Below are 25289 nucleotides of genomic sequence, written 5' to 3' on the forward strand. Positions count from 1 at the left end.
GGGCGACGGCCCTCGCGCGCCGCGCGTGGGGCCGTCGCCTCCGGCTGCGGCATTCTGCATATTGCCGCATATGCGCGCACATGGAACGAACCGCCCTCGCCCGCTCCTTTCCGCCCGCCCCGCCGTGGCCGCCGCCGTCGGAGCCGCCGCGCTCGTCGGCGTCCTGGCCGTCCCGGTCCCTCCTGCCGCCTCCGCGGAACCGCTGCCCGGCGGGCTCGGCCCCTGCCTGCCGGGCAGCTGCCCCGCCCCGTACCCGGACGTGACCGCCGGCCCCGTCGCCGGCCGCGACGCCAATCTCAACGTCTTCGTCGGCGGCGACCTCCTCGTCCGCGGGGCGGCGGCCGCGGCCGAGGGCAAGGTCGTGGTCCTCGGCGACGTCGACGTCGCCGAGGACGTGGACGAGCGCGCGGGCGTCTCGGAGGTCTACCACGTGGGCGTGGCGGGCGTCGGTTCGCGCGTCCCGCCGGACAACGGCACCGACTTCCTCACCGCCGGCGGGAACGTCACCGTCGCCGAAGGCCGGCGCCTGCTCGCCGCGGAACAGGCCTCGCACGGAGTCGTACGGTACGGGGGCACGCTGACCGGCACGGTCGGCCCGGCGTCCGTCCCCGACTCCGAGGCGGCCGGGCCGTACGAGAACCTGCCGGCCCGGCTCACGGCCGCCAGCCGGTGTTACGCGTACGCCGACGGCCGGCCGCGCGCCGCCACCGGCACGGCGGCCGACACGGGCGGCGAGACCGTCTTCACGGGTGACGGGAAGTCCGCGCTCCAGGTCTTCGACGTCGACTTCGACCTGGAGTCGGCGGCCGGCGGCCCGCAGCGCCTGAAGTTCGCCCGGATCCCGGACGGCGCGACGGTCCTCGTCAACGTCCGCGGCGCGGAGCGGAGAATCGACACCGACGTCCACGGCGTCCCGAAGGGGCTGCGGGAGCGGCTGCTCTGGAACTTCCCCGACGCGAAGAAGGTGGTGTTCGAGGGCGGCGGGCAGTTCGAGGGCAGCGTGCTCGTCGCCGACCGGGAGAGCACGGCCACGGTGACGGGGCCGGGCATGAACGGGCGCTTCTACACGAGCGGTTCGCTGACGCAGGCCGCGGAGGCGCTCCACGCCTATCCCTTCGACGGCGAGCTGCCGTCCTGCGGCGGCGAGGGCGGTGGGGGCGGCGAGGGCGGTGGAGGCGCGGAAGCCGGCGCGGTCGCGGAAGCCGGCGCGGCGGTGGTCGGTGCGGCGGGTGCGGGCGCCGAGGGCGGCGACGACAAGCCCCGCTCCGTATCCACGGCCACGCCTACCCTGACGCCTCCGCCGGCCCGAACCTCGACTCCCACCCCGTCCTCGACTCCGACGGCCGGCGGCCGCGGCCGTGGTGAACTGCCCGGTACCGGCGCCGGATCGACCACCGGCCGGATCGTCATGGGAGCCACCGCCATCGGCCTCGCCGCCACCGGCGCGGTGCTCGTGGCCGTCAGCCGGCGGCGGCGCCGTAAGAACTGAGCAGCCGTTCCAGGCCGAGGACCACCAGGGCGTGGTCCTCGGCCTGCGGGAGGCCCGAGACCGTGACCGAGCCGATGACGCCGGCGCCCTCGACCGTGATCGGGAACGAGCCGCCGTGCGCCGCGAACCGGTCCGGGTCGAGGCGCGAGGACGCCTCGAACGTCGTGCCCTTGGCGCGGAAGCGGGCCCCGACGAGGAACGAGCTCGCGCCGTACCGCTCCACCACCCGCCGCTTCCGGTCGATCCAGGCGTCGTTGTCCGCGCTCGACCCGGGCAGCGCGCAGTGGAACAGCTGCTGCGCCCCGCGCCGTACGTCGATCGCGACCGGCGCGCGCCGCTCCCGGGCGAGGCCGGCCAGGATCGTGCCGAGCGTCCAGGCGTCCTCGTACGTGAAGCGGGGCAGGACCAGACGGGCCTCCTGGGCCTCCAGTTCGGCGACCTCTTCTGCCGGCTTCTCGGCGGTCCCGGTCACAGCGACACCACCACGCCCTCGCGGGCGGACGTGCGCGCCGCCTCCAGGACGTCGAGCGCGGCGGCCGCCTCGTGTGCCGTGACCGGGTTCTCGCCGGTGCCGCGCAGGGCGGCGGCGACGGCCGCGTAGTAGGCCGGGTAGTCGCCGGGCAGGGTCTCGACCGGCGTGCCGCCGCCGGTGAGCGGGGACTCGCCGGAGCCGAGCCGGCCCCACAGCTCCTCCGGCTCGACGCCCCAGGCGCTGCCGGGCTCCGGCCGCAGGCCCTCGCGCAGGGCGGCCTCCTGCGGGTCGAGGCCGTACTTCACATAGCCCGCCCGCTGTCCCAGGACGCGGAAACGGGGCCCGAGCTGGGCGGTGGTGGCGCTCATCCACAGGTGGGAGCGGACGCCGTTCGCGTGGGTGAGCGCGAGGAAGGTGTCGTCGTCGGCCTCGGCGCCGGGCCGGCGCACGTCCGACTCCGCGTACACGCGGACGGCCGGGCCGAAGAGGACCAGGGCCTGGTCGACGACGTGACTGCCCAGGTCGTAGAGCAGTCCGCCGATCTCCTCGGGCGCGCCGGACTCGCGCCAGCCGCCCTTGAGCCGCGGGCGCCAGCGCTCGAAGCGGGACTCGAAGCGCTGGACCTCGCCGAGGGCGCCGTCGGCGACGAGGGCGCGCAGGGTGCGGAAGTCGTTGTCCCAGCGCCGGTTCTGGAAGACGGAGAGCAGCAGCCCGCGCTCGTCGGCGAGCGCGGCGAGCGCGCGGGCCTCGGCGGCGGTGCCGGCGAGCGGCTTGTCGACGACCACGGGCAGCCCGGCCTCCAGGGCGGCGGTGGCGACCGGGACGTGGGTCTTGTTGGGCGAGGCGACCACGACGAGGTCGAGCTCGTCGGCGCGTGCGAGGAGCTCGTCGGCGGTGGCGACGACGCGGACGCCGGGGTGCTCGGCGCGGGCCTGGGCGGCGCGCTCGGGGTTGCCGGTGGTGACGGTGTCGAGGACGAGGTCGGGAGAGGCGGCGATCAGCGGGGCGTGGAAGACGGAGCCGGCGAGTCCGTACCCGACGAGCCCGACGCGGAGGGGAGTGGCGGGGGAGGTCATGCTCCTCACTTTGGCAACGCTGTTGCCAAAGTGCAAGCGACCGGCACAATGACCTGGTGAGAACCGACACGAGCGGGCCCGGGGCCAATCTGCCGGCGCTGCGCAGCCACAATGCCGCGCTGGTGCTCGATCTGCTGCGCACGGCGGGTCCGGACGGCATCAGCCGCCCCGAACTGGCCGAACGCACCGGCCTCACCCCGCAGGCCGTCAGCAAGATCACCGCCCGGCTGCGCGCCGAGGGCCTGGCGGCGGAGGCCGGCCGCCGCGCCTCCACGGGCGGCAAGCCGGCGACGGCGCTGCGCCTCGTCCCGGCGGCGGCGTACGCGATCGGCCTGCACCTCGACCGCGACGAACTCACCGTCGTCCTCCTCGACCTCGCGGGCAGCCGGCTCGCCACCCGCCGCGCCCCGCTCGACCTGGGCGCGGGCGCGGAACCGGTCCTCGCGACGGCGGTGGCCGAGGTGGCGGCCCTGACGGGCCCGGCGGCCCGCGCCTCCGACGCACCCGCACCCGGTGGCGCAGCCGTCCCGGTCTCCGGATTCGCGCCCGGGCCCGGCGGTGCGCCCGCATCCGGCGGCGCGCCCGCATCCGGCGGCGCGCCCGGGCCCGGCGGTGCGCCCGCATCCGGCGGCGCGCCCGGGCCCGGTGGCGCGCCCGCATCCGGCGGTGCGCCCGCATCCGGCGGCGCGCCCGGACCCGGTGGCACGCCCGGACCCGGTCCGCATGCCCTGGCCTCCGCCTCGGCCGCGTCCGCCTCCCACGCGCCCGCACCCCGTGACTCCTCCGCCTCAGGTGCTCGCCCCGGCAACGTCCTCGGTGTCGGTGTCGCCATGCCCGGGCCGCTCGATCACCGGGCCGGGACGCCCGGACGGGTCACCGGCTTTCCCGAGTGGGACGGTTTCCCGCTCCGCGAGGAGCTGGGCCGCCGGCTCCGGCTGCCCGTCGTGCTCGACAAGGACACCAACGCCGCCGCCCTCGGCCTCGCCCTGCGCCCGGGCGCGCCCGACTCCTTCGCGTACGTCCACCTCGGTACGGGCCTGGGCGCGGGCCTCGTCCTCGGCGGGACGGTGCTGCGGGGCGGCAGGACCGGCGCCGGGGAGCTCGGCCACCAGACCGTGCAGCTCGACGGGCCGCCCTGTGACTGCGGCGGGCGCGGCTGCCTGGAGGTCCTGTGCCTGACGGCCCTCGCGCGCGGCGACCTGGCGGAGGCGGCCCGTGTCCTCGGCACCGGCGCGGCGAACCTCGTCCGGCTGCTCGACATCGACCGGGTGCTGCTCGGCGGCCGCGAGGTGCTCGCCGCCCCGGAGACGTACGCCCGCGGCGCGCGCGAGGTGCTCGCCGCGCTCGGCCTGCCGGCCGACGTGGCCGTCGCCACCACCCCGGACACCGTCGCGGAGGGCGCCGCCCATCTGATCCTCGCCCCGGTCTTCGGCAAGTAGCGGGGCCGCCGCCCGGTCTGTCGGTACGAAAATACGCTGATCGGGCGGAATCGGCGGCGCGTACGGAGGGTCCGGCCGCGTCACTGCCGGGACGGGGCCGCCCCGCGTGGCAGCGTCGCGGGCGTCCCGTACGTCAGCGAGCAGCAAAGGCACCGTCCCATGCGACCGCGCACCGCACTCGCCGCGCTCACCACGACCGCCGCGCTCACCACCACGGCGGTGCTGCCGTCGGCGCCGGCCCTCGCCGCGCCGGCGCCCGCCTGCGGTGTCGCGAACGCCGCCGACTTCCCGCTGGCCACCCGCATCCGCGGCGGGCCGGCCGACTATCCCGCCGGCGGCGACTTCCGGACCTGGCACCTGGACCTCACCAACACCACCGCCGAGGCCTGCCGCGGCGTCCATCCCGTGCTCGTCCTCACCGACCGCGAACGGGCGCTGCGGCCCAGCCAGATCAGGGCCGAGTTCTACGACGCCGAGGCGCGCGTGTGGCGGCCCGTCGCCTTCGAGAGCACCGACCAGGACGAGAGCGTCGGCGTGTTCGACGCCCCGCCACCCGCGACCCCCGCCTCGCCTCCAGTCTCCGCCTCATCCCCGTCCCCACCCGCATCCCCGTCCCAGCCTTCGGCTCCCGCCTCCCCTCCCTTCCCCGGCTTCGCGGTGCCCGCCCGCGACACCCTCACCGTCCCCGTACGCCTCTCCTTCAGCGCCGACGCCGCTCCCGACGAGATCGTCGTCAACGCGGCCGTCGTCCAGAAGCAGGGCGACGACGGCGACTGGGTCGGCGCGTCCGACGAGTACCGGCTGACCATCGGCCCGGCCGACCCGGAAGGCGCCGAGACCTTCCCGGGCACCGACCGGCCCAAGGACCCGACGGCCCCCGCCCGACCCACCGTCCCCGGCGCCGCCCCACCCACCGCCGTCCCCGGCATCCCCGAAATCGCCCGTACGGGACGGGAATCCGCCCTCCGCTTCGTCGCCCCGGTCTCCGCCGTCCTGCTCACCGCGGGCGCCCTGCTCATCGCCCTCGCCCGCCACCGCCGCCGCCGGCACTCCTAGGGGGTGTCTCGGCCACGCCGCGTACACCTTTCCGTTCACCACCGTCTGCGACGATCACCGCGTGGAGAAACACAGCAGTCCCGACCTTCCCGGCGCGCCCATCAACTCCGGCATCCCCGCGCACGGCCGCATCCCGAAGTACTACGCCGTGAAGGCGAAAGTCGCCGCGCTCATCGACGAGTTGGGCGAGGGCGGCCTGCTGCCCACCGAGCGCGACCTCGCCGTCCGCTACGAGGTGTCGCGCGAGACCGTCCGGCAGGCCCTGCGCGAGCTGCTCCTCGAAGGGCGGCTGCGCCGGCAGGGCCGGGGCACGGTCGTCGCGGGGCCGAAGCTGGAGCAGCCGCTCTCGCTCGCCAGTTACACCGAGGGCGTACGCCGCCAGGGTCGCCGCCCCGGCCGTGCGCTCATCTCGCTCGACCGCTTTCCCTGCCCCGAGGCCCTCGCGGCCGAGGTCGGCGTGAAGCGCGGCGAGCCCGTCTGGCACATGGAGCGGGTGCTGCTCGCCGACGACGAGCGGGTCGGCCTGGAGAGCACATACGTCTCCGAGGCCCGCGCCCCGCGCCTGGACACCGACTTCGATCCCGACTCCTCCTTCTACGCCTATCTGCACGACCGCCTGGGCATCTCCTTCGGCGACGCCGACGAGCGGATCGAGACCGTCCTCGCGACCCCGCGCGAGGCGCTGCTCATCGGCACTCCGCCCGCACTGCCGATGCTGCTGATCCACCGTGTCTCGCGGGACACGGCGGGCCGGCCCCTGGAGCGGGTGCGCACCCTCTACCGCGGCGACCGGTTCAGCTTCACGGCGCACCTGGGCCGCCAGGGCTGACCGCCACGCCCGACCGCCCGCAGGCCTTCCCGCCGCGCCCCGACCGTCCCGAGACCAGGACCACCCTTGAATATCACAGAACGATAACGGGTCTAGTCCAAGCTTGTCGGGCCGTTCACCGTCCCGTCGCCCACCCGACCGGTCGGGGACACCCGTCCCCACGACCGTTTCCGTCATGAAGGTGATCGTCGTAGGAGCCGGCGTGGTGGGAACCATGCACGCCTGGCAGGCAGTCGAACGCGGCCATGAGGTCGTCCACATCGAGCGCGAGGCCGAGGCGCGCGGAGCCTCGCTCCGCAACTTCGGCCAGATATGGGTCAGCGGACGGGCGGGCGGCGAGGAACTCGACACCGCCCTGCGCGCCCGCGAACTCTGGGAGGGCATCGGGGCCCGCGTCCCCCGCCTCGGCTTCCGGGCCATCGGCTCGCTCACTCCCGTCCGCGGCGAGCTCGAACGCGCCGTCGCCGAGGCCGCCCTGGCCCGCCCGGACGCCGCCGCCCGCGGCTACAAGCTGCTCACCCCGGCCGAGGCCCGGGCCGTCAACCCGGCGCTGCGCGGCGACTTCGACGCCGCCCTGTGGTGCGAGCGGGACGCCGCCGTCGAGCCGCGCACCGCCCAGCTCGCCCTGCGCCAGGCCCTCCTGGCCACCGGCCGCTACACCTTCCTGCCGCACCGCGAGGTGCGGGAGGTCGTCGGAGGGCACGCGGTGCGCGACGACCACGGCGACACCCACTCCGGCGACGCCGTCGTCCTGTGCACCGGCGCCTGGCTGTCCGGCCTGGTCCGCGAGGTCGCCGGCGAGATCCCGGTCCGCCGGGTGCGGCTCCAGATGATGCAGACCGACCCGCTCGGCGAGCCGCTCACCACCTCCGTCGCCGACGCCGACTCCTTCCGCTACTACCCGGCCTACGCCTCGCCCGCGCTGGACGCGCTCAACGCCGGCCAGGCGCAGGACCCGACGGCCGCCGCCCACAGGATGCAGCTGCTGATGGTGCAGCGCCTCGACGGCGGACTGACCATCGGCGACACCCACGAGTACGAGCATCCCTTCGCCTTCGACACCCTCGAAGACCCCTACGAGCACCTCACGCGCGTGGTCGAGTCCTTCCTCGGCCGCCCGCTGCCGCGCGTGCGCCGCCGCTGGGCGGGCGTGTACGCGCAGTGCACCGACACCAGCCGCGTCGTCCACCGCCAGCGGGTGCGCGACGGCGTGTGGCTGGTGACCGGACCCGGTGGCCGCGGCATGACCTGCTCGCCCGCCATCGCCGAGACCACCGCGAACGAACTGGGCTGGTGAACCGCACATGTCCGCATCCCGCACCATGAACCTCGTCGTCCTCGACATGGCCGGCACCACCGTCGCCGACGGCGGCCTCGTCGAGCAGGCCTTCACGGCCGCCGCCGAACGCCTCGGCGAAGACCCGGCCACGATGATCGACCACGTCCGCGCCACCATGGGCGAGTCCAAGATCACCGTCTTCCGTCATCTCCTCGGCGGTGACGAGACCCGCGCCCAGCAGGCCAACGTCGCCTTCGAGGAGGCCTACGGAGAGCTGGTCGCCCAGGGCAGGATCGCTCCCGTGCCCGGCGCCGCCGAGGCCGTCGCCGCCCTCCGCGAGCAGGGCCGGACCGTGGTCCTCACCACCGGCTTCGCCCGGGTCACCCAGGACGCCATCCTCGACGCCCTCGGCTGGCGCGAGCTCGTCGCGCTGACCCTCTGCCCCGCCGACGCGGGCGGCCGCGGCCGGCCCTGTCCCGACATGGTGCTCGCCGCCCTGCTCCGTACCGGCGCCGTCGACGACGTCCGGCGGATCGCGGTCGCCGGCGACACCTCGTACGACATGCTCAGCGGCGTCCGCTCCGGCGCCGGGATCGTCGCGGGCGTCCTGACGGGCGCGCACGACGAGGCCGCGCTCACGGAGCACGGCGCCACCCACGTCCTCGCCTCGGTCGCGCAACTGCCCGCGCTGATAGAGGAGTACGAGGCATGACCAGCGGCATCCGCTTCGACGGCGTCACCGTCGCGTACGGCGGCAACACCGTCCTCGACGCGCTCGACCTGACCGTCGAGCCCGGCGAGGTCATGGCCCTGCTCGGGCCCTCCGGCTCCGGCAAGACCACCGCCCTGCGGGCCGTCGCCGGATTCGTCCGGCCCGCCTCCGGGCGGGTGTTCATCGGCGACCGCGACGTCACCGGCCTGCCGCCGCACAAGCGGGGCATCGGCATGGTCGTCCAGCAGTACGCCCTCTTCCCGCACCTGCGCGTCGAGGACAACGTCGCCTTCGGCCTCAAGGCGCGCAAGGCGCCCAAGGCCGAGATCCCCGGCCGGGTCGCCGAGGCCCTGGAGATGACCGGGATGGCCGCCTACGCCAAGCGCTATCCGCGCGAGCTCTCCGGCGGCCAGCAGCAGCGCGTCGCCATCGCCCGCGCCCTCGCCATCCGGCCGAACGTGCTGCTCCTCGACGAGCCGCTGTCCGCGCTCGACGCCCAGCTGCGCTCCGGCATGCTCGCCGAACTCGCCCGGCTGCACCGCGAGCTGCCCGAGGTGTCCATCCTGTACGTCACCCACGACCAGGTCGAGGCGCTCACCCTCGCCGACCGGATCGCCGTCATGGACCGGGCCCGGCTCCAGGACTGCGGCACGCCGCAGGAGCTGTACCGGCGGCCGCGCACCGAGTTCACCGCCTCCTTCGTCGGCAACGCCAACCTGCTGCCGGTGACGGTCGGCGCGGACGGCGTCCTCCTCGACGGCGTCCGCCTCGACGTGCCGGTCGCCGAAGCCGTCCCCGGCGCCTCGGCCACCCTGTGCGTGCGGCCCCACCTCGTCGGCCTCGGCCCCGGCCCCAACGCCCTGCGCGGCCGGATCACCGAGGTCCAGTGGCGCGGCGCCACCCACCGCCTGTACGTGGAGGTGGGCGCGGGCCACCGGCTCAAGGCGGACGTGCGGGAGCTGCGCGTCACGCCCGCGCTGGGCGACGAGGTGGAACTCCACTTCGCGCGCGAGGACGCGGTGCTGCTCGCCGCGGGGGTGAACGATGGCTAGCCGGGGCGGCACCCTCGTGAAGGCGTCGCCGCCCGCGCCGGTGACCGCGCCCGCGCCGTCCGCCCCGTCCGCCCGGGCGGAACGCGTGCCCACCGCCCTGCTCTGGGCCGCCCCGCCCGTCCTCGCCCTCGCCCTCGCCTTCCTCTATCCCCTCGCCCTCGTCGTCCGCGAGTCCTTCGCACCCGGCGCGTACGCCCAGGTCCTCGCCTCCACCTCGTTCCGGGACGCGCTCGTCACCACCGTCTGGCTGGCCGTCGCGGCCACCGCCGGGTGCCTCGTCCTCGGCTTCGTCCTCGCCCTCGTCATCGCCTTCGTGCCCTTTCCCGGCGGCCGGGCGGTCGCGAGGTTCATCGACGTCTTCCTGTCCTTCCCGTCCTTCCTCGTCACGCTCGCCCTGCTGTTCCTGTACGGCACGGTCGGCATGGCCAACGGGCTGTGGACGGACCTGACCGGCGCCGCCGACGGGCCCTTCCAGTTCCTGACCACGCCGTGGGGCGTGCTGCTCGCCGAGATCACGTACTTCACACCGTTCGTGATGCGGCCGCTGCTCGCCGCGTTCTCGCAGCTCGACACCGCCCAGCTGGAGGTGGCCTCCTCGCTCGGCGCCCGCCCGCTGCGGATCGTGCGCCGGGTGATCCTGCCCGAGGCGCTGCCCGCGCTCGCCGCCGGCGGCAGCCTCGTCCTCGTCATGTGCCTCAACGAGTTCGGCATCGTCCTGTTCACCGGCGCCAAGGGCGTCACCACGCTGCCGATGCTCGTCTACGGCAAGGCCATCCTCGAGTCCGACTACGCGGCCGCCTGCGTCGTCGCCGTCGTCAACGTCCTGATCTCCGTGGGCCTCTACACCGTCTACCGGGCCGTGACCAGGTCCGGCGGCAGGCAAGGGCCGCGCCGGTCCCCAGAAGGGAGGCGCCGTCGTGCTGGTGCATAGCCGTGCCGGGCGCTGGGGCTCCTGGGCCCTGTTCGCGGTCCTCTTCGTGCCGCTCTTCGCCCTGCCCCTCCTCGTCGTCCTCGCCGCCTCCTTCTCCACCCACTGGTCCGGCGCCTTCCCCACCGGCCCGACCGCCGGGCACTACACGGCGGCCGTGCGCGGCCAGTCGCTCCAGGCGCTCACCACCAGTCTGGTCACCGCGCTCACCGCGAGCCTGCTCGCGCTGACCTTCGGCACCTGGGCGGCGCTCGCCGCGGCCGCGCTCGGCCGGCGCGGACGCCGCGTCGTCGACGCGCTGTTCGTGCTGCCGGTGGCCGTGCCCTCGGTGGTCGTCGGCCTCGCCGTCCTGGTCGCCTTCTCGCAGCCGCCGCTGCTCCTGAACGGCACGCGCTGGATCGTGATCCTCGCGCACACCGTTCTTGTCACGGCGTTCGCCTATCAGTCGGTTTCGGCCGCCATCCTGCGTCTGGACCCGATGTACGAACAGGCGGCGGCCAGTCTGGGCGCCCGTCCCTCGTACGTCCTGCTCCGGGTGCGGCTGCCGCTCCTGCTGCCGTCGCTGAACGCGGCGGCGGGGCTCTGCTTCGCCCTGTCCATGGGCGAGCTGAGCGCCACGATGATGCTCTACCCGCCGGACTGGATGCCGCTGCCCGTGCTCGTCTTCACGGCCACGGACCGCGGCTCGCTCTTCACCGGGTCCGCCCTCGCGGTGGTCCTCATGACCGCGACCCTGCTCGTCCTGCTCGCGGTCGCCCGCATCCGCACCAAAGCCTCGTACCGCTAGCAGCCCCCGAACCGCCGGCGATCCCCGTGCCGCCGGTCATCCCGTACCGCCAGGAGAGAACGACGTCATGCGCACGACGACCCAGCACCTCAAGCCGATCGCCGCCCTCACCGGCGCGCTCGCCCTCGCCGCCGGCCTCACCGCCTGCGGCGGCACCTCCGCCGCCTCCGACGAGAAGACCGTCACCGTCTACAGCGCCGACGGCCTCAAGGGCGAGGCGGGCGACGGCTGGTACGACAAGGTCTTCAAGGACTTCGAGAAGCAGACCGGCATCAAGGTCGAGTACGTGGAGGGCGGCTCCGGCGAGATGGTGCAGCGCGCCGCCCGCGAGAAGAGCAACACCCAGGCCGACGTCCTCGTCACCCTGCCGCCGTTCATCCAGCAGGCCGACTCCAAGGGACTGCTGCAGGCGTACACGCCGAAGGACGCCGACATGGTCGGCGGCATCGACAAGGCCGACGACGGCAAGTGGATCTCCGTCGTCAACAACTACTTCGGCTTCATCCACAACAAGAAGGAGCTGCCGGCCGCGCCCACGACCTGGGAGCAGCTGCTCGACGCCACGTACAAGAACAAGGTGCAGTACTCGACGCCGGGTGTCGCGGGCGACGGCACGGCCGTGCTCATCAAGGCCATGCACGACTTCGGCGGCAAGGAGCCGGCGATGGAGTACCTGAAGAAGCTCCAGGCCAACAACGTCGGACCGTCCTCCTCCACCTCCAAGCTGGCGCCGAAGGTCGACAAGGGCGAGATCCTCGTCGCCAACGGCGACGTCCAGATGAACTTCGCCCAGGCCCGGTCCATGCCGAACCTCGCCATCTGGTTCCCCGCGAAGGAGGGCGGCAAGCCGACCACCTTCGCCCTGCCCTACGCCGCCGGCCTGGTGAACAAGGCCCCGCACACCGAGAACGGCAAGAAGCTCCTCGACTTCATGCTGAGCGAGCAGGCGCAGCGCGAGGTCAGCTCCGTCGGCGGCGGCTTCTCCGTCCGCAAGGACGTCCGGGCCACCGACGCCAACGCGATCGAGCTGGGCAAGCTGATGGAGGGCGTCGAGGTCTTCGAGCCGGACTGGTCCGACATCGACAAGAACCTGACGGCGTACGTCGACGCGTGGAAGTCCGCCACCGGAAGCTAACCCGGCTCGGCCCAAGAGTTCACCGCACGTCTCTTCCGTCCCGCCGGAGTGTCGCGGAAAGATAACGGGTACGGACCAAAGCTCAACGCCCCTGAGGAATCAGGGGCGTTGGCATGCGACGACCCGAAAAAGTTGCGACCCCCTTCCCCCCGGAGGATCCCGACATGCCGCTCACCGGCATATCCCGCCGCACCGTGCTCGCCGCCGCCGGTGCCACCGCCGCCGTCGCCGCCACCGGCCTCGCGACCGCTCCCACCGCCCAGGCCGCCGCCGGCGCCGCCCCGACGCTCCCCAACGGCACCAGCAAGGACAAGGTGCTCGTCGTCGGCATGGACGGCCTGCGCCACGACCGCATCGACGCCGCCAAGGCGCCCACCCTCAAGTCCCTGATGGCCAACGGCACCTACGGCCGCTCGCTCCTCTACGCCAACCCCATGGCCGCCACCTCCTCCGGCCCCGGCTGGTCGACCATCTCCACCGGCGTGTGGCCCGACAAGCACGGCGTGAAGGACAACACCTTCACCGGCCGCAACTACGGCACCTATCCCGGCTTCCTCGCCCGCCTCCACCAGGTCCGGCCCGACCTCTCCCTCTTCGCCGCCGTCGACTGGCCCGAGCTCGACACCTACGGCACCGTCACGCCCGGCGCCGACGCCAAGGTCGTCTACAACAACGACTACGCCGTCAACGACCTCCAGATCACCGAGATCACCGAGGACGTGCTGCGCAACCAGAACCCCGACGTCCTCTTCGTCTACTTCGGCGAGACCGACGAGATCGGGCACACCTACGGCGCCGCCAGCCAGAAGTACCTCGACGCCATCGACGTCCAGGACGGCTACCTCGGCCGCCTCGTCGCCGCGATCCAGGCCCGGCCCTCGTACGCCACCGAGCGCTGGACCGTCATCGTCGCCACCGACCACGGCCACACCGACGCCGGCGGCCACGGCGGCTCCAGCATCGAGGAGCGCCGCACCTTCGTCCTCGCCCAGGGCCCCGGCATCGCGGCCGGCGCGCGCCCCGTCGACACCCGGCTCGTCGACGTCGCCGCCACCGTCTTCCGCCAGCTCGGCATCACGCCCGACCCGGCCTGGGGCCTGGACGGCAAGCCGGTCCAGGACCGCTCCACCGACCCCTTCGAGGCCCTCTATCCGTCCCTCTCCGGCCGGGTCGACGAGACCGGCATCCCGGCCGGCGTCCTCGGCTTCACCCACACCGCGCCCAGCGGCTGGTCCGTCATCAACAACGCCATGGGCACCGGCGGTGTGACCGAGTGGCGCGGCTGGGCCTTCGCCACCGACGAGTTCTGGTCCCGCAGCCAGCGCGACCAGTGGCGCGAGCTCAACGTCCGCGCCCGGGGCGTGTTCGCCGTCGCCGACTCCGACGAATGGGCCGACAAGACCTTCTCCGGCACGTACGACTCCACGCTGGTCAGCCCGGCGTACGCGGTGACCGGCGCGGCCCGGGTCACCCTGGACTTCACCACCCTCTACCGCCAGGAGGGCGCCCAGACCGCACAGATCCTCGCCTCCTTCAACGGCGGCACGCCGACGGTGGTCAAGAGCTACACGGCGGACGTCGTCTCGCAGCCCCAGTCGGTCACGGTCGCCGTGCCGGCCGGCGCCTCGAACGTCAGCTTCCGCTTCCGCTACACCGGGTCCAACAACTGGTACTGGGTGATCGACGGGGTCAAGGTCAGCACTTCCTGACCTAGGCTGGGGGCGTCGCCACAGCGTCGTCGCGTCGCCCCCAGCACACAGCACGTTCGTACGGCAGGAGTCCCGCACCCATGGCAGAGCGCAAGCCGATCGAATCCTGGCTCACCGACATGGACGGCGTCCTCATCCACGAGGGCGTGCCGATCCCCGGTGCCGACGCGTTCCTCGCGAAGCTGCGGGACACCGGGAAGCCCTTCCTGGTCCTCACCAACAACTCGATCTACACCGCGCGCGACCTGCACGCCCGGCTCGCCCGCATGGGCCTGCACGTCCCGGTCGAGAACATCTGGACCTCGGCGCTCGCCACCGCCCAGTTCCTCGACGACCAGCGGCCCGGCGGCACCGCGTACGTCATCGGCGAGGCCGGCCTCACCACCGCGCTGCACGACATCGGCTACGTGCTCACCGACCACGACCCGGACTACGTGGTCCTCGGCGAGACCCGCACGTACTCCTTCGAGGCCATGACCAAGGCGGTCCGGCTCATCAACGCCGGCGCCCGCTTCATCTGCACCAACCCCGACGAGACCGGCCCGTCCCTGGAGGGCCCGCTGCCGGCCACCGGCTCGGTCGCCGCGCTGATCACCAAGGCGACCGGCAAGGAGCCGTACTTCGCGGGCAAGCCGAACCCGCTGATGATGCGCACCGGCCTCAACGCGATCGGCGCCCACTCCGAGACCAGCGCGATGATCGGCGACCGGATGGACACCGACATCCTGGCCGGTCTGGAGGCGGGCATGCAGACCTACCTGGTGCTGACCGGACTGACCACGGAGGCGGAGATCGACCGCTTCCCGTTCCGCCCGTCGAAGGTCGTCAAGTCGATCGCTGACCTGGTCGAGCGCGTCTGACGAAGGTCCTGGCCGGACCCCTGATCGGCCGTCCGGGGATGCGAAAGGGACCGAACCGGGTGACCCTGCAGAGCAGGAGGTCACCATGCGTTCAGGTCCCATCGCTCTGCGTGCCGCGGGAGCGGCCGTGGTTCTGGTGCTCGCGCCCACGGCGGGCACCGCCCTCGCCCACGACGGCGTCCAGGCCACCGTCACGCCGGCCGACGCCTCGCCCGGTGCCGACGTCGACATCCGCGTCACCGGCTGCAAGGGCACCACCGGCGCCGCCACGTCCCCGGCGTTCGCGGCGGAGGCCGAGCTCACCGGGCGCGACGGCGGCAAGAGCCCGCTGTTCGGCGACACCACCCTCAAGCGCGAGCTCGACGAGGGCACGTACAAGGTCAGCGTGACCTGCGACGGGCACCGCCACCGCGACGTGGGCACCGTGCACGTCAAGCGGCACCACGAGCCGACGCACCACCCGACGCACCAGCCCACCCATCACCCGTCCCCGATCGCGCCCGTCCACGCGGGCGGCGGCGGTGCGGCCGTCTTCGCGGCCCCGGCCGCCCCTGGCATGGCGCAGACGGCCGCCGAGGAGGGCCTCGGCACCCCGTACACCCTCATGGGCCTGGGCCTGGCCGCCGTGGCGGCCGTCTCCGTCGCCTTCCGCAGCGCCCGTCGCCGAGGCGGCGAAGGAGCGGGAGCGGGAGCCGGTGCGGGTGCGGGCTCGGGCTCCGGGCCGGGTTCCGGTTCCGCTCCGGGCACGGACTGACCGCGTGTCCTCCGGTCGCGCGCTGACCGGAACGGCCTGGGCGGTGCTGCTGCTCGGCCTGTGGGCCTGGGGCCGGGACGGCGCCGACGGCCCCGGCGCGGCCTCCGGCCCGACCACCGGCGACATCGCCGCCGTGGGCCGCCCGCCCGGCGTACCGCTGCCCCCGGCACACAGTCCGCTGGAGCCCGCCCCGCCGCGCCGGGTGGCCGTCCCGTCGCTCGGGATCTCCGCGCCCGTGGTGCCCCGCGGGCTGGACGGGGACGGGGCGATCGACCCGCCGCCGTACGAGAGCGCGCAGACGGTCGGCTGGTACGACGCCGGCACCCGCCCCGGCGCGGCCGGCCCCGCGCTCCTGGTCGGCCACGTCGACACCGAGACCCGCCCCGCCGTCTTCTACGGACTGAGCGCGGCACGCCCCGGCGAGACGGTGGCCGTGACCCGTTCGGACGGAAGCGTCGCGGAATTCACGATCGACGACGTCCAGGTCGTCCCGAGGGACGGTTTCGACGCCCGCCGGGCCTACGGCCCACGGCAGCCCGGCCGCGCCGAACTGCGCCTGATCACCTGCGGCGGCACCTTCGACCCCGAGACCCGTAGTTATACGGCGAACGTGGTCGTCTCCGCGTATCTGACGGGCGTGCGCGGCTGAGGAGTGCGGGAGCGGAGGGCCGGGGGAGTGGGGACCGGGGGCCGGCCGACGGGGGCGCGAGCCGCCGGCCGTCGGCCGGTCCGGTCCTCGACCGCGGGCTCACGGACCGCGGGAGGAGCCCGGAGCCGGCGCGGGAGGTCGGGATCCGCTCACTGTAAGGGATGCGCGGGAAACGACCGAGGCCCTTCACCGTGTGGTGAAGGGCCTCGGCCTTCGCGTGCGCCGCCAGGGACTCGAACCCCGGACCCGCTGATTAAGAGTCAGCTGCTCTAACCAACTGAGCTAGCGGCGCCTGCTGACATCGATAACTCTACAGGACGTCCGACCGTGCTCCTGACCATTTACGACCCCGCCCGGCCTGTCGGATGGTCGTATTGAGCCTTCGATACGTCAAAATGCGATATGTCCCGACAGTTGAGAAGCTGACGCCCGTGCAAGAGCGCCAAAAGATCTTGACGAGTGTGGAGGGGAACGCATGAGTGTGCCGGTCTTCGAAGAAATCGAGCCCGCGGCCGACTGCGGCTGCCCCGGCTGCGCCCAGCGGCGCCGCGACCTCGCCCTGGGCCTTCCCGTACGGGCGGGCGGCCACCCGGCCGCGCACGGCACCCGTCGCGCGCTGGTCCTGGTGACGGCGGCGGGAGTGGTCCTGGGCGGTGGGGCGGGAGCGGCCGGCGCGGACGCGGCGGCCGCGGCGGGCCTGACGGGCCGCGCCACCGGCCCGGTCCCGGAAGCGTTCACCGACCCGGTCGACGTGCCGGTCGCCGAGCCGGTCGCCGGGCCGGTCGCCGGCCCGGTCGACGCGTCGATCGACGAACTGATCACCGACCCCATGGCCGAGCCGATCGCGGAACCTGTCGCCGACCCGGTCACCTACCCGGTGGCCGAGCCCGGCGGTGGGCCGGGGCCGGAGACGCCGCAGGGCGGCAGAGGGCCGCTGCACGGGGCGCCCGGCCCGGGCCCGAGCACCGGCACCGTGCCGTCGCCGGACGCGTCCCCGACGACCAGTCAGGTCTCCACCGAGTCCCTGCGCAAGTCCACCCGGGCCGAGATCATCAACCGGGCGAAGAAGTGGGTCGCGTCCGGCGTCCCGTACTCCATGGAGCGGTACTGGACCGACGGCTACCGCCAGGACTGCTCCGGCTACATCTCCATGGCCTGGAACCTCCGCAGCAACGAGTGGACCGGCAGCCTCGACCGGTTCGCCGAGCGGATCGACCGCACCGAGCTCCAGCCCGGCGACATCCTGCTCTTCCACAACCCGGCCAACCCGACGCGCGGCTCGCACGTGACGATCTTCGGCGGGTGGACGGACTACACCCACACCGCCTACATCGCCTACGAGCAGACCAAACCGCGCACGCGGAAGCAGGCGACGCCGCTCGCGTACTGGGAGAACTCCGACCGCTACGTCGCCTACCGCTACAAGGGCGTGGTGAGCGGCGGCACCGGCGAGGCCGGACCGGCCTCGACGGCCACGCCGTACCCGGGCACCGCGCTGTTCGGCCCCGGCGCGAACAACGCGTACGTCACCCAGCTCGGCAGGCTCCTCGTCGCGCGGGGCGGCAAGAAGTACTACAGCCAGGGCCCGGGCCCGCGCTGGGGCGAGGCGGACCGCCGGGCCACCCAGGCCTTCCAGCGGGCCCAGGGCTGGAAGGGCGGCGAGGCGGACGGGCTGCCCGGGCCGCACACCTGGGCGCTGCTCGTGAACGGCCAGGGCAAGGACATCGGCGGTTCGAGTGGTTCGGGCGGGTCGAGCGCAACTGCGAGCGGCTTCCCCGGGCGTGGCTACTTCCGTCCGGGCCAGTCCAACGCATATGTGGAGAAGCTGGGCAAACAACTGGTGAAGCGGGGCTTCGGCGGGCACTACGTGTCGGGCCCCGGTCCGCGCTGGACGGAGGCGGACCGCCGCAACGTCGAGGCCTTCCAGCGGGCCCAGGGCTGGCGCGGCGGCGCGGCCGACGGCTACCCGGGCCCGGAGACCTGGCGGCGCTTGTTCCGATGACCCCGAGCACATGAGGTGAACCGCATGACGCCATCGACCCCGAACCCCCCGGACCCCGGCCCCGCCGCCACCCGCGACGCAGCCCGCACGGCCCGCCGCCTCACCACGGGCCTCCGCCTACGCCCCAGCGGCGGCCCGCCGGGCGACCCCGGAGAACAGACGCCCTCCGCCGACACCACTCCGGACGCCCCGTCAGCCTTGTCTGCCCCGTCCGCCCCGTCTGCCTCGTCTGCCTCGTCTGCCCCGTCCGCCCCGTCTGCCCCGTCCGCACCGGGACCCGTTGCTGCCGCGGCTGCCGCCACAGCACCGGCCGCCTCGGAGACGGCGACGGACGGGGGCTCGGGTGACGGTGCGCCGGCGGTGGCGGCGGTCGGAGCGGGCGGCGTCGGCGTCATCACGCCGCCGGTGACGGTGGGCGTGGCGCCGGTCGGTTCCGGAGGCGTCGGCGACGGCCCGGCCGCCTCGCAGGTCGCGCCGGCCGCGGGTCCGGCTGCCGGTGCCGTCGCCACCGATGCCGGCCCGGCCGCCTCGCCGGTGACGGCGCCGGTGACGGTGACGGCGACGGACGCGGGCGACCGTGCCGCGCCGGCCACGGAGGCGGCGCCCCTCGGTTCCGAGGGTGCCGGGCGTCCGGGCGTGCCGCCCGCCGCCGACGGCGTTCCTGTCGGTGCCGGCGCCGGGGCCGTCTCGCCGCCGGCCGGTTCCGGAGGCGCGGACGTCGGCCTGGCCGCCGAGCGGGGCGCTCCGGCCGCGGGTTCGGGTGACGGTGTGCCGGCGGCCTCTGCCGTGGCACCCGTGGACACGGGCGAGGGCAGAGCCGAGGGCGGAGTCGAGGGCAGACCCGCCCCGCCGGCCGCCGCCGTGGCGGGCGCGGTGCGCCTCAGTCCCAAGGTCGTACCTCACGCCGTACGCCAGCTCCTGCCGCCGAGCGCCGACCGCCTCGCCACGCCGCAGGCGCCGCCTGTCCGCAGCACGACGGACGGCCCGGAGGTGAGGCCGGAGTCTCCCGCCGGGCCCGCCGAGGGCTCCGCCGGGGCAACCGGCACGCCGGACGTGTGGCCCGAAGCGCCCGGCGCCGACGGCCCGGCCACCCGCGGCGCGGCACCCAGCCCCGGCCCGGCACCCAGCCCCGGCCCGGCACCCAGCCCCGCCGCGGCACCCAGCCCCGGCCCGGCACCCAGCCCCGGCGCGGCACCCGGCCCCGGCCCGGCACCCAGCCCCGCCGCGGCATCCGGCCCCGGCGCGGCATCCGGCCCCGGCGCGGCATCCGGCCCCGGCCCCGGCGCGGCATCCGGCCCCGGCCCCGGCGCGGCACCCGGCCCCGGCGCGGCACCCGGCCACGTACCCGGCAACGGCTCCGCGCCCGCGGACCCCGTCGCTCCGCGCGCGGACGCGAAGCCCGGCGCCGCACCCGCCGAGGCGGGACGTCCCGCCTCGGACGTGAAGGGCGACCCCGTGGCACGCAGCGCCGGCGCCCGGAGCGGCGCCGCCCGTCCCCGCCGTACCGTCCCCACCGGCGGCCCCGTCGACTTCGGCTGGATCGCCGGTGTGCCGGTCAAGGCCGTCGCCGTGCCCGTGGCGGCGTCCACGCAGGTGGGCGAGGCCGCGCAGCGGGCGCGCCGACGGACGGTGATCGGGACGGAGAGCACGGGCTCGATCCCGGTGCACCTGCTGTTCCGGGAGGAGCCGGACGACGGCGGGCCGGCCACCGTGCCCGTACCCAAGACGAAGGCGCCGATCAAGCCGCCGACCAAGGCGCAGGCGCAGGCGCAGGCGAAGGCCCTGAACGCCCGCCAGGCGGCCCCGCGCACACCCGCCCGCCCCGCCCCGACCGCCGATCCCCAGCTGGTCGAGCGGGCCGGGCCGGTGCTGCCCGGGTGGGTCGGGGCGGTCGGCGGAGGGCTCGCGCTCGCCGCGTGCGCGGTGGTCGTCTGGTACGTCGGGGCCGTCCCCGCCGAGGCCGCCCGGATGCTGCGCCTGCCGTCCCGCCCGTACCACGGCATCCACCTCGGCCAGTGGGCGCTGCTCGCCCTCGGCGTGCTGCTCACCCTCTTCTTCCTGGGCGGTCTCGGCCGCGGCCGGGTCGGTTACGCGCTCGTCCTCTCCCTCTTCGGTGACTACCGCGGCACCGTCCGCCGCACCGGCCTGCTCTGGGTGAGCCCGCTGTTGCTGCGCCGCCGGGTGGACGTACGGCTCCGGCACTGGCGCAGCGAACCGCTGCCCGCCGTCGACGCGAGGGGCACGGCGCTGAACGTCGTGGTCCTGGTGGTCTGGCGGATCCGGGACACGGTGCGCGCCGCGCTCGGTGTCGAGGGCCATGAGGAGTATCTGCGCGAGCAGGTGGAGGCGGCGATGGCGCGGGTGCTGTCGCAGCTGCCGGCGGACGCGTTCCACGAGGACGCGCCGACGCTGCGCGACGCGGAGGCGGTCGGCGAGGCGCTGACCCGGGTGCTGTCGGCGGAGTGCGCGCCGGTCGGGATCGACGTGTTCTCGGCGCAGCCGACGCGCATCGAGTACGCGCCCGAGGTCGCCGCGGCGATGCAGCGCAGCCGGATCGCGGCGCTCGACGCGAAGCACCGGGACAGTGTGCTCACCTCGGTGGTGGACGCGGTGGACGACGTGGTGCACCGGCTGACCACGCGCGGTCTGGTGGAGCTGGACGACTACGAGCGCAAGGCGCTGGTGAAGGATCTGACGGTGGCGTTCTACACGGGCCGCACGGTCCCGGCGGAGGGCGCCTGATCCGCGGCGCCCTCACCGCGCCCGCCGCCCCGCTCCCGGAGCCCCTGCCGATCGCTCGGCCGGGGCTCCGCCGCGTATCCCCGTCGCCGGCAGGGACATGCGTCACCGGTATGGACACGGCCAACGTCCGTCCCTACCTTGGGACTTGGTCTAGACCTGAATTCGACCGGAATTCGTACCACCGCACGCGTGCGGCACAGCCCACAGAACTCCCCCACGTTCTCCTGGAGCGACAGCATGCGCAAAAAGACAGGGGCGGCGGTCGTGACGCTCGGCATCGCCGCGGCCTCACTCCTCGCCACCACCGGCGCGAGCGGCCACGGCTACACCGACTCGCCGATCAGCCGGCAGAAGCTCTGCCAGAACGGCACCGTGTCCAACTGCGGCGACATCCAGTGGGAGCCGCAGTCGGTCGAGGGCCCGAAGGGCTTCCCGGCCGCCGGGCCGGCCGACGGGAAGATCTGCGCGGGCGGGAACTCCCGCTTCGCGCAGCTCGACGCACCCCGCAACGGCGCCTGGCCCACCACCAAGGTCACCGCGGGCCAGAGCTACACCTTCCGCTGGCAGTTCACCGCCCGCCACGCGACCACGGACTTCCGCTACTACATCACCAAGAACGGCTGGACCGGCGCCAAGACCCTGACCCGGGCCGACCTCGACATCCAGCCCTTCCTGGTCGTCCCCTACAACAACCAGCAGCCGCCCTCGACCCTCTCGCACTCCGGGACCATCCCGGCGGGCAAGACCGGCCGTCATCTGATCCTGGCGGTGTGGACCATCGCGGACACCGGGAACGCCTTCTACGCGTGCTCGGACGTTCAGTTCTGACAGGTCGTCAGCTACCATCCCGCCGCATGGGGACCGTCGCGGAACTCGTACGACGCCAGTGGGGCGACCACCGGACCGGACTGAGGGACGAGCACACCACCCTCACCCACCACCAGATCGCCGCCGGCGCCGCCGCGCGCGCCGCCCTGCTCACGGAGCTGATGCCCGACCGGCCGGGGAGCGAGCCGCACCTCGGTCTGCTGCTCGACAACACACCGGAGTACCCGCTCTGGCTCGGCGCGGCGGCCCTCGCGGGGGCCGCCGTCGCCGGGATCAACCCCACCCGGCGCGGCGCCGAACTCGCCCGCGACATCCGGCACACCGACTGCCGGATCCTCGTCACCCAGCGCGCCCACCTGCCGCTCCTCGACGGGCTCCCGCTGCCCGGCCTGCGCATCCTGGTCACGGACACCGACGCCTACCAGGCCCTCCTCGCCCCGTACGCCGGCGCGCACCCCGACGACACCTTCCTCCGTCCCGTACGACCCGACAGCCGGCTCCTCCTCTCCTTCACGTCCGGCTCCACCGGAGCCCCGAAGGCGGCGGTCTGCTCGCAGGGACGGCTCGCGGCGGCCGGCGCCTCGCTCGTGTCCCACTTCGGCGTCACGCGCGACGACACCCACTACATCTGCATGCCGATGTTCCACGGCAACGCCGTGATCGCCGACTGGGCGCCCGCCCTCGCCGCCGGCGCGGGCATCGCGTTGCGGGCCCGCTTCTCGGCCTCCCGCTTCCTGTCGGACGTACGCCGTTACGGCGCCACCTACTTCACCTACGTGGGCCGGGCCGTGCAGTACCTGCTCGCCACGCCCGAGACCGCCGTGGACCACGACCACCGGCTCCGGCTCGGCTTCGGCACGGAGGCGGGCGCGGTGGACGCGGCGCGCTTCGAGGAGCGGTTCGGGGTGCGGCTGGTCGAGGGGTACGGCTCCTCCGAGGGCGGGGCCGCGATCCGGCGGACGCCCGGCACGCCCGCCGGGGCCATCGGGCGCGCGGCACCGGGCGACGACCTGGCCGTGGTCGACCAGGAGACGGGACGCGAGTGCCCGCCGGCCCGCTTCTCGCCCACCGGCGTCCTCCTCAACGCCGACGAGGCGGTCGGCGAGCTCGTCAACCGCGGCCGCAGCCCCTTCGAGGGCTACTGGCGCAATCCGGAGGCGGACGCGGCCCGGCTGCGGGGCGGCTGGTACTGGACGGGCGACCTCTTCTACCGGGACGCCGACGGCTTCCTGTACTTCGCGGGGCGTACGGACGACCGGCTGCGGGTCGACAGCGAGAACCTCGCGGCCGCGATGATCGAGGACATCCTGGCGCGGTGGGAGCGCGTGGCGGGCGTCGCCGTGTACGCGATACCCGACCCGGTCTCCGGCGACCAGGTGATGGCGGCGCTCGCGCTGCGGCCGGGCGCGGTGTTCGAACCGGGCGCCTTCGCGGCGTTCCTGGCGGCGCAGGGCGACCTCGGCACGAAGATGCCGCCGACCTACGTCCGGGTCGTGCCCGAGCTGCCGCTCACCGCCACGAACAAGATCCACCGGGTGGCGCTGCGGCGGGCGGGCCTGATGTGCGACGACCCGATCTGGTGGCGCCCCAGCCGCGGCGCCCCCTACGAACCCCTGCCCCCGCCATAACCCTCGCCGCCCTCGTTGTGGGCATTCGTTCCGCTGGGGCGGAACGGGTGGGCACAACGGACGGCGCCCCTTGCCGGGCCTAGGCTCCCGGGCCTTGACCCGCACCCGGAGTGCGGCGTCCATGGGGTGCGGGTTCAGGCGCAGGTGCGGAACGCGCCCGCAAGGGCGCCGTCCCGTGTGCCCACCCGTCCCGCCCCAGCGGGACGAATGCCCACACGGAAGTGGACCCGGGCGCCGCGCAAGCAGGCGCCAGCCGCATGAGGCGGGGCCCAAGCGAGCGCAGGCCGCATGAGGCGGGCAGGGCGCGGGGGCGCAGGCGCGATGGGCGCTAGGCGAAGATGACGGTGCGGCGGCCGTTGAGGAGGATGCGGCGTTCCGCGTGCCACTTGACCGCCCGCGCCAGCGCCTGGCACTCCACGTCGCGACCGATCGCCACCAGCTGGTCCGGCGTCACCTCGTGGCCGACCCGCTCGACCTCCTGCTCGATGATCGGGCCCTCGTCGAGGTCCGCCGTCACGTAGTGCGCCGTCGCGCCGATCAGCTTCACGCCGCGCGCGTGCGCCTGGTGGTAGGGCTTGGCGCCCTTGAAGCTCGGCAGGAAGGAGTGGTGGATGTTGATGATCCGCCCGGACAGCCGCGCGCACAGGTCGTCGGAGAGGACCTGCATGTAGCGGGCGAGGACGACCAGCTCGACGTTCTGCTCCTCGACCAGCGCCAGGAGTTCCGCCTCCGCCTCCGGCTTCGACTCCTTGGTGACCGGAATGTGCCGGAACGGGATCCCGTACGACGCGGACAGCTCGGCGAAGTCGGTGTGGTTGGACACCACCGCGACGATCTCGACCGGCAGCGCGCCGATCCGCGAGCGGAACAGCAGGTCGTTCAGGCAGTGGCCGAACTTCGACACCATCAGCACGATGCGCATCCGGTCCTCGGCCCGGTGGATCTGCCAGTCCATCCCGAAGGAGTCGCCCACCGCCGCGAAGCTCGCCCGCAGCTTGTCCACCGTCACCGGCGCCTCGGCCGCGAAGTGGACCCGCATGAAGAAGAGACCCGAGTCACGGTCTCCGTACTGCTGACTGTCCTCGATGTTGCATCCCGTGATGAAGAGGTAGCTCGACACGGCGTGCACGATGCCCTGCTTGTCGGGGCACGAGAGGGTGAGGACGTACTGGTCTGTCATTCGCCCAGCCTGCCACAACGGCCGGCGCCGGCCGCTCCCCCGTCCGTCAGGCGGACCTCAGGCGGACCTCACGCGGACCGCGTCATGATCCGGAGCACCTCGAGCGACCGCGGCGGCCCGTCCGGGTCCTCCTCGTCCGCCGTCGCCATCCGTACGTGCGCCTCGCGCGCGGCCCGTACCGCCTCCGGCCAGCCGTGGTGCTCCAGATACGCCGAGACCGGCGCGTCCGGGCCCACCTGGTGCATGATCCGCAGCACCCGCAGCACGGCGACGTCGACGAGCGCGGCCTCGCCGGAGTCGCGGAAGATCGTCCCGACGTACTTCTCGGCGGACCAGTTGTCGAGCCAGGTGTCCTCGACCAGACGGTAGACGGCGTCGGTGACGTCGCCGTATCCCTCCTGGCCGGCCAGCCAGGTCGTCTCGTGGAAGACCGGGTCCGAAAGCATGTGCAGCGCGGAGCGCACATGGGCGCGCCAGCGCCACCACGGCATGTCGTTGAGCGGCATGCCGCCCATGGTGGAGGAGCGACGGCCGCGACGGGAAGAGTTCACCGCGCCGGATACGTGACGGGAACCCGGCCCGGCACCGGGATCGGCGGCGGGACCGGGCGGAGGACCGGGGACGGGACTGGCGGTGGGACTGGCGGTGGGACTGGACACGGTCCGATCGTACGTTCCGCCACC

22 protein-coding genes and 1 tRNA gene are annotated in these 25289 nt (G+C 74.2%); 18 read left to right on the forward strand and 5 right to left on the reverse strand.

The genetic code is table 11. The features are described from left to right. Positions 1-70: 70 nt before the first annotated feature. Positions 71-1489: a choice-of-anchor A family protein gene (locus tag ACIGO8_RS16950; protein ID WP_399730461.1), complete on the forward strand. Its 1419-nt coding sequence runs from the start codon at positions 71-73 to the stop codon at positions 1487-1489. Here the strand turns inward: ACIGO8_RS16950 and ACIGO8_RS16955 are convergent. Next, complete coding sequence (locus ACIGO8_RS16955) at positions 1461-1961, reverse strand: heme-degrading domain-containing protein (protein ID WP_399730463.1); 501 nt, start codon at positions 1959-1961, stop codon at positions 1461-1463. The genes ACIGO8_RS16950 and ACIGO8_RS16955 overlap by 29 nt on opposite strands. Continuing rightward, positions 1958-3037, reverse strand: coding sequence for a Gfo/Idh/MocA family oxidoreductase (locus ACIGO8_RS16960; protein ID WP_399730465.1), 1080 nt, complete (start codon positions 3035-3037; stop codon positions 1958-1960). Before ACIGO8_RS16960 ends, ACIGO8_RS16955 begins: the two co-directional genes overlap by 4 nt. 56 nt (positions 3038-3093) lie before the next feature. Between ACIGO8_RS16960 and ACIGO8_RS16965 the strand changes: the two genes are divergently transcribed. The 13 genes from ACIGO8_RS16965 to ACIGO8_RS17025 all read left to right on the forward strand — a co-directional run bounded on the left by ACIGO8_RS16965 (position 3094) and on the right by ACIGO8_RS17025 (position 16226). Then, the gene (locus ACIGO8_RS16965) at positions 3094-4476 is read left to right on the forward strand and encodes an ROK family protein (protein WP_399730467.1); all 1383 of its coding nucleotides are present in this window, start codon (positions 3094-3096) and stop codon (positions 4474-4476) included. 159 nt (positions 4477-4635) lie between these two features. Next, positions 4636-5532, forward strand: a complete 897-nt coding sequence (locus ACIGO8_RS16970; protein WP_399730470.1) for a hypothetical protein — start codon at positions 4636-4638, stop codon at positions 5530-5532. 61 nt (positions 5533-5593) lie between these two features. After that, positions 5594-6361, forward strand: coding sequence for a GntR family transcriptional regulator (locus ACIGO8_RS16975; RefSeq protein ID WP_399730473.1), 768 nt, complete (start codon positions 5594-5596; stop codon positions 6359-6361). Between the two features lie 175 nt (positions 6362-6536). Further along, positions 6537-7658, forward strand: coding sequence for a TIGR03364 family FAD-dependent oxidoreductase (locus ACIGO8_RS16980; protein ID WP_399730476.1), 1122 nt, complete (start codon positions 6537-6539; stop codon positions 7656-7658). Positions 7659-7665: 7 nt separating this feature from the next. Then, positions 7666-8352, forward strand: a complete 687-nt coding sequence (locus ACIGO8_RS16985) for a phosphonatase-like hydrolase (RefSeq protein ID WP_399730478.1) — start codon at positions 7666-7668, stop codon at positions 8350-8352. After that, entirely contained in the window at positions 8349-9404 is a 1056-nt protein-coding gene (locus tag ACIGO8_RS16990) for an ABC transporter ATP-binding protein (RefSeq protein ID WP_399730480.1), read from the forward strand. Before ACIGO8_RS16985 ends, ACIGO8_RS16990 begins: the two co-directional genes overlap by 4 nt. Next, positions 9397-10335, forward strand: coding sequence for a 2-aminoethylphosphonate ABC transporter permease subunit (locus tag ACIGO8_RS16995; protein ID WP_399730483.1), 939 nt, complete (start codon positions 9397-9399; stop codon positions 10333-10335). Before ACIGO8_RS16990 ends, ACIGO8_RS16995 begins: the two co-directional genes overlap by 8 nt. Continuing rightward, positions 10322-11119, forward strand: coding sequence for an ABC transporter permease (locus ACIGO8_RS17000; protein ID WP_399730486.1), 798 nt, complete (start codon positions 10322-10324; stop codon positions 11117-11119). Before ACIGO8_RS16995 ends, ACIGO8_RS17000 begins: the two co-directional genes overlap by 14 nt. Positions 11120-11186: 67 nt before the next feature. After that, the gene (locus tag ACIGO8_RS17005; protein ID WP_399730489.1) at positions 11187-12254 is read left to right on the forward strand and encodes a 2-aminoethylphosphonate ABC transporter substrate-binding protein; all 1068 of its coding nucleotides are present in this window, start codon (positions 11187-11189) and stop codon (positions 12252-12254) included. Positions 12255-12418: 164 nt separating this feature from the next. Next, complete coding sequence (locus ACIGO8_RS17010; protein ID WP_399730493.1) at positions 12419-13963, forward strand: alkaline phosphatase family protein; 1545 nt, start codon at positions 12419-12421, stop codon at positions 13961-13963. A gap of 80 nt (positions 13964-14043) precedes the next feature. Next, positions 14044-14823, forward strand: a complete 780-nt coding sequence (locus ACIGO8_RS17015; protein ID WP_399730495.1) for an HAD-IIA family hydrolase — start codon at positions 14044-14046, stop codon at positions 14821-14823. Positions 14824-14908: 85 nt separating this feature from the next. Beyond that, a complete protein-coding gene (locus ACIGO8_RS17020) occupies positions 14909-15577 on the forward strand; it encodes a hypothetical protein (RefSeq protein ID WP_399730498.1) in 669 nt (222 codons plus the stop codon). Positions 15578-15581: 4 nt separating this feature from the next. Next, on the forward strand, positions 15582-16226 hold the full coding sequence (locus tag ACIGO8_RS17025; RefSeq protein ID WP_399730500.1) for a class F sortase: 645 nt from the start codon (positions 15582-15584) through the stop codon (positions 16224-16226). Positions 16227-16444: 218 nt separating this feature from the next. Here ACIGO8_RS17025 and ACIGO8_RS17030 read toward each other — a convergent pair. Next, positions 16445-16518 (reverse strand) — tRNA-Lys (locus ACIGO8_RS17030). A gap of 183 nt (positions 16519-16701) precedes the next feature. Between ACIGO8_RS17030 and ACIGO8_RS17035 the strand changes: the two genes are divergently transcribed. The 4 genes from ACIGO8_RS17035 (at position 16702) to ACIGO8_RS17050 (ending at position 23426) form a co-directional block, all read left to right on the forward strand. After that, positions 16702-18228, forward strand: a complete 1527-nt coding sequence (locus ACIGO8_RS17035) for a peptidoglycan-binding protein (protein WP_399730502.1) — start codon at positions 16702-16704, stop codon at positions 18226-18228. 360 nt (positions 18229-18588) lie between these two features. Then, positions 18589-20970 (forward strand): SPFH domain-containing protein, encoded by a 2382-nt coding sequence (locus tag ACIGO8_RS17040; protein WP_399730505.1) that lies wholly within the window; start codon positions 18589-18591, stop codon positions 20968-20970. A 237-nt stretch (positions 20971-21207) separates the two neighbouring features. Continuing rightward, positions 21208-21798 carry a lytic polysaccharide monooxygenase gene (locus tag ACIGO8_RS17045; RefSeq protein ID WP_399730508.1) on the forward strand — a complete coding sequence of 197 codons (591 nt, stop codon included), beginning with the start codon at positions 21208-21210 and terminating at the stop codon, positions 21796-21798. Positions 21799-21824: 26 nt separating this feature from the next. Further along, entirely contained in the window at positions 21825-23426 is a 1602-nt protein-coding gene (locus tag ACIGO8_RS17050) for an AMP-binding protein (protein ID WP_399730511.1), read from the forward strand. A 328-nt stretch (positions 23427-23754) separates the two neighbouring features. On the opposite strand, the gene purU is transcribed toward ACIGO8_RS17050, so the two are convergent. Beyond that, positions 23755-24606 carry a formyltetrahydrofolate deformylase gene (gene purU, locus ACIGO8_RS17055; protein WP_399730515.1) on the reverse strand — a complete coding sequence of 284 codons (852 nt, stop codon included), beginning with the start codon at positions 24604-24606 and terminating at the stop codon, positions 23755-23757. Positions 24607-24674: 68 nt separating this feature from the next. Then, the gene (locus ACIGO8_RS17060; protein WP_399731291.1) at positions 24675-25121 is read right to left on the reverse strand and encodes a hypothetical protein; all 447 of its coding nucleotides are present in this window, start codon (positions 25119-25121) and stop codon (positions 24675-24677) included. Between the last annotated feature and the right edge of the window lie 168 nt (positions 25122-25289).

The sequence above is a fragment of the Streptomyces sp. NPDC053493 genome, from assembly GCF_044544825.1.
Lineage (GTDB): Bacteria > Actinomycetota > Actinomycetes > Streptomycetales > Streptomycetaceae > Streptomyces.

Excerpts from the sequence above, each read along its gene's own strand:
- ACIGO8_RS16950 (WP_399730461.1), top strand. The coding sequence starts at position 71 with ATGCGCGCACATGGAACGAACCGCCCTCGCCCGCTCCTTTCCGCCCGC.
- ACIGO8_RS16960 (WP_399730465.1), bottom strand. The coding sequence starts at position 3,037 with ATGACCTCCCCCGCCACTCCCCTCCGCGTCGGGCTCGTCGGGTACGGA.
- ACIGO8_RS16970 (WP_399730470.1), top strand. The coding sequence starts at position 4,636 with ATGCGACCGCGCACCGCACTCGCCGCGCTCACCACGACCGCCGCGCTC.
- ACIGO8_RS16980 (WP_399730476.1), top strand. The coding sequence starts at position 6,537 with ATGAAGGTGATCGTCGTAGGAGCCGGCGTGGTGGGAACCATGCACGCC.
- ACIGO8_RS16985 (WP_399730478.1), top strand. The coding sequence starts at position 7,666 with ATGTCCGCATCCCGCACCATGAACCTCGTCGTCCTCGACATGGCCGGC.
- ACIGO8_RS16990 (WP_399730480.1), top strand. The coding sequence starts at position 8,349 with ATGACCAGCGGCATCCGCTTCGACGGCGTCACCGTCGCGTACGGCGGC.
- ACIGO8_RS16995 (WP_399730483.1), top strand. The coding sequence starts at position 9,397 with ATGGCTAGCCGGGGCGGCACCCTCGTGAAGGCGTCGCCGCCCGCGCCG.
- ACIGO8_RS17005 (WP_399730489.1), top strand. The coding sequence starts at position 11,187 with ATGCGCACGACGACCCAGCACCTCAAGCCGATCGCCGCCCTCACCGGC.
- ACIGO8_RS17010 (WP_399730493.1), top strand. The coding sequence starts at position 12,419 with ATGCCGCTCACCGGCATATCCCGCCGCACCGTGCTCGCCGCCGCCGGT.
- ACIGO8_RS17015 (WP_399730495.1), top strand. The coding sequence starts at position 14,044 with ATGGCAGAGCGCAAGCCGATCGAATCCTGGCTCACCGACATGGACGGC.
- ACIGO8_RS17020 (WP_399730498.1), top strand. The coding sequence starts at position 14,909 with ATGCGTTCAGGTCCCATCGCTCTGCGTGCCGCGGGAGCGGCCGTGGTT.
- ACIGO8_RS17035 (WP_399730502.1), top strand. The coding sequence starts at position 16,702 with ATGAGTGTGCCGGTCTTCGAAGAAATCGAGCCCGCGGCCGACTGCGGC.
- ACIGO8_RS17045 (WP_399730508.1), top strand. The coding sequence starts at position 21,208 with ATGCGCAAAAAGACAGGGGCGGCGGTCGTGACGCTCGGCATCGCCGCG.
- ACIGO8_RS17050 (WP_399730511.1), top strand. The coding sequence starts at position 21,825 with ATGGGGACCGTCGCGGAACTCGTACGACGCCAGTGGGGCGACCACCGG.
- purU (WP_399730515.1), bottom strand. The coding sequence starts at position 24,606 with ATGACAGACCAGTACGTCCTCACCCTCTCGTGCCCCGACAAGCAGGGC.
- ACIGO8_RS17060 (WP_399731291.1), bottom strand. The coding sequence starts at position 25,121 with ATGGGCGGCATGCCGCTCAACGACATGCCGTGGTGGCGCTGGCGCGCC.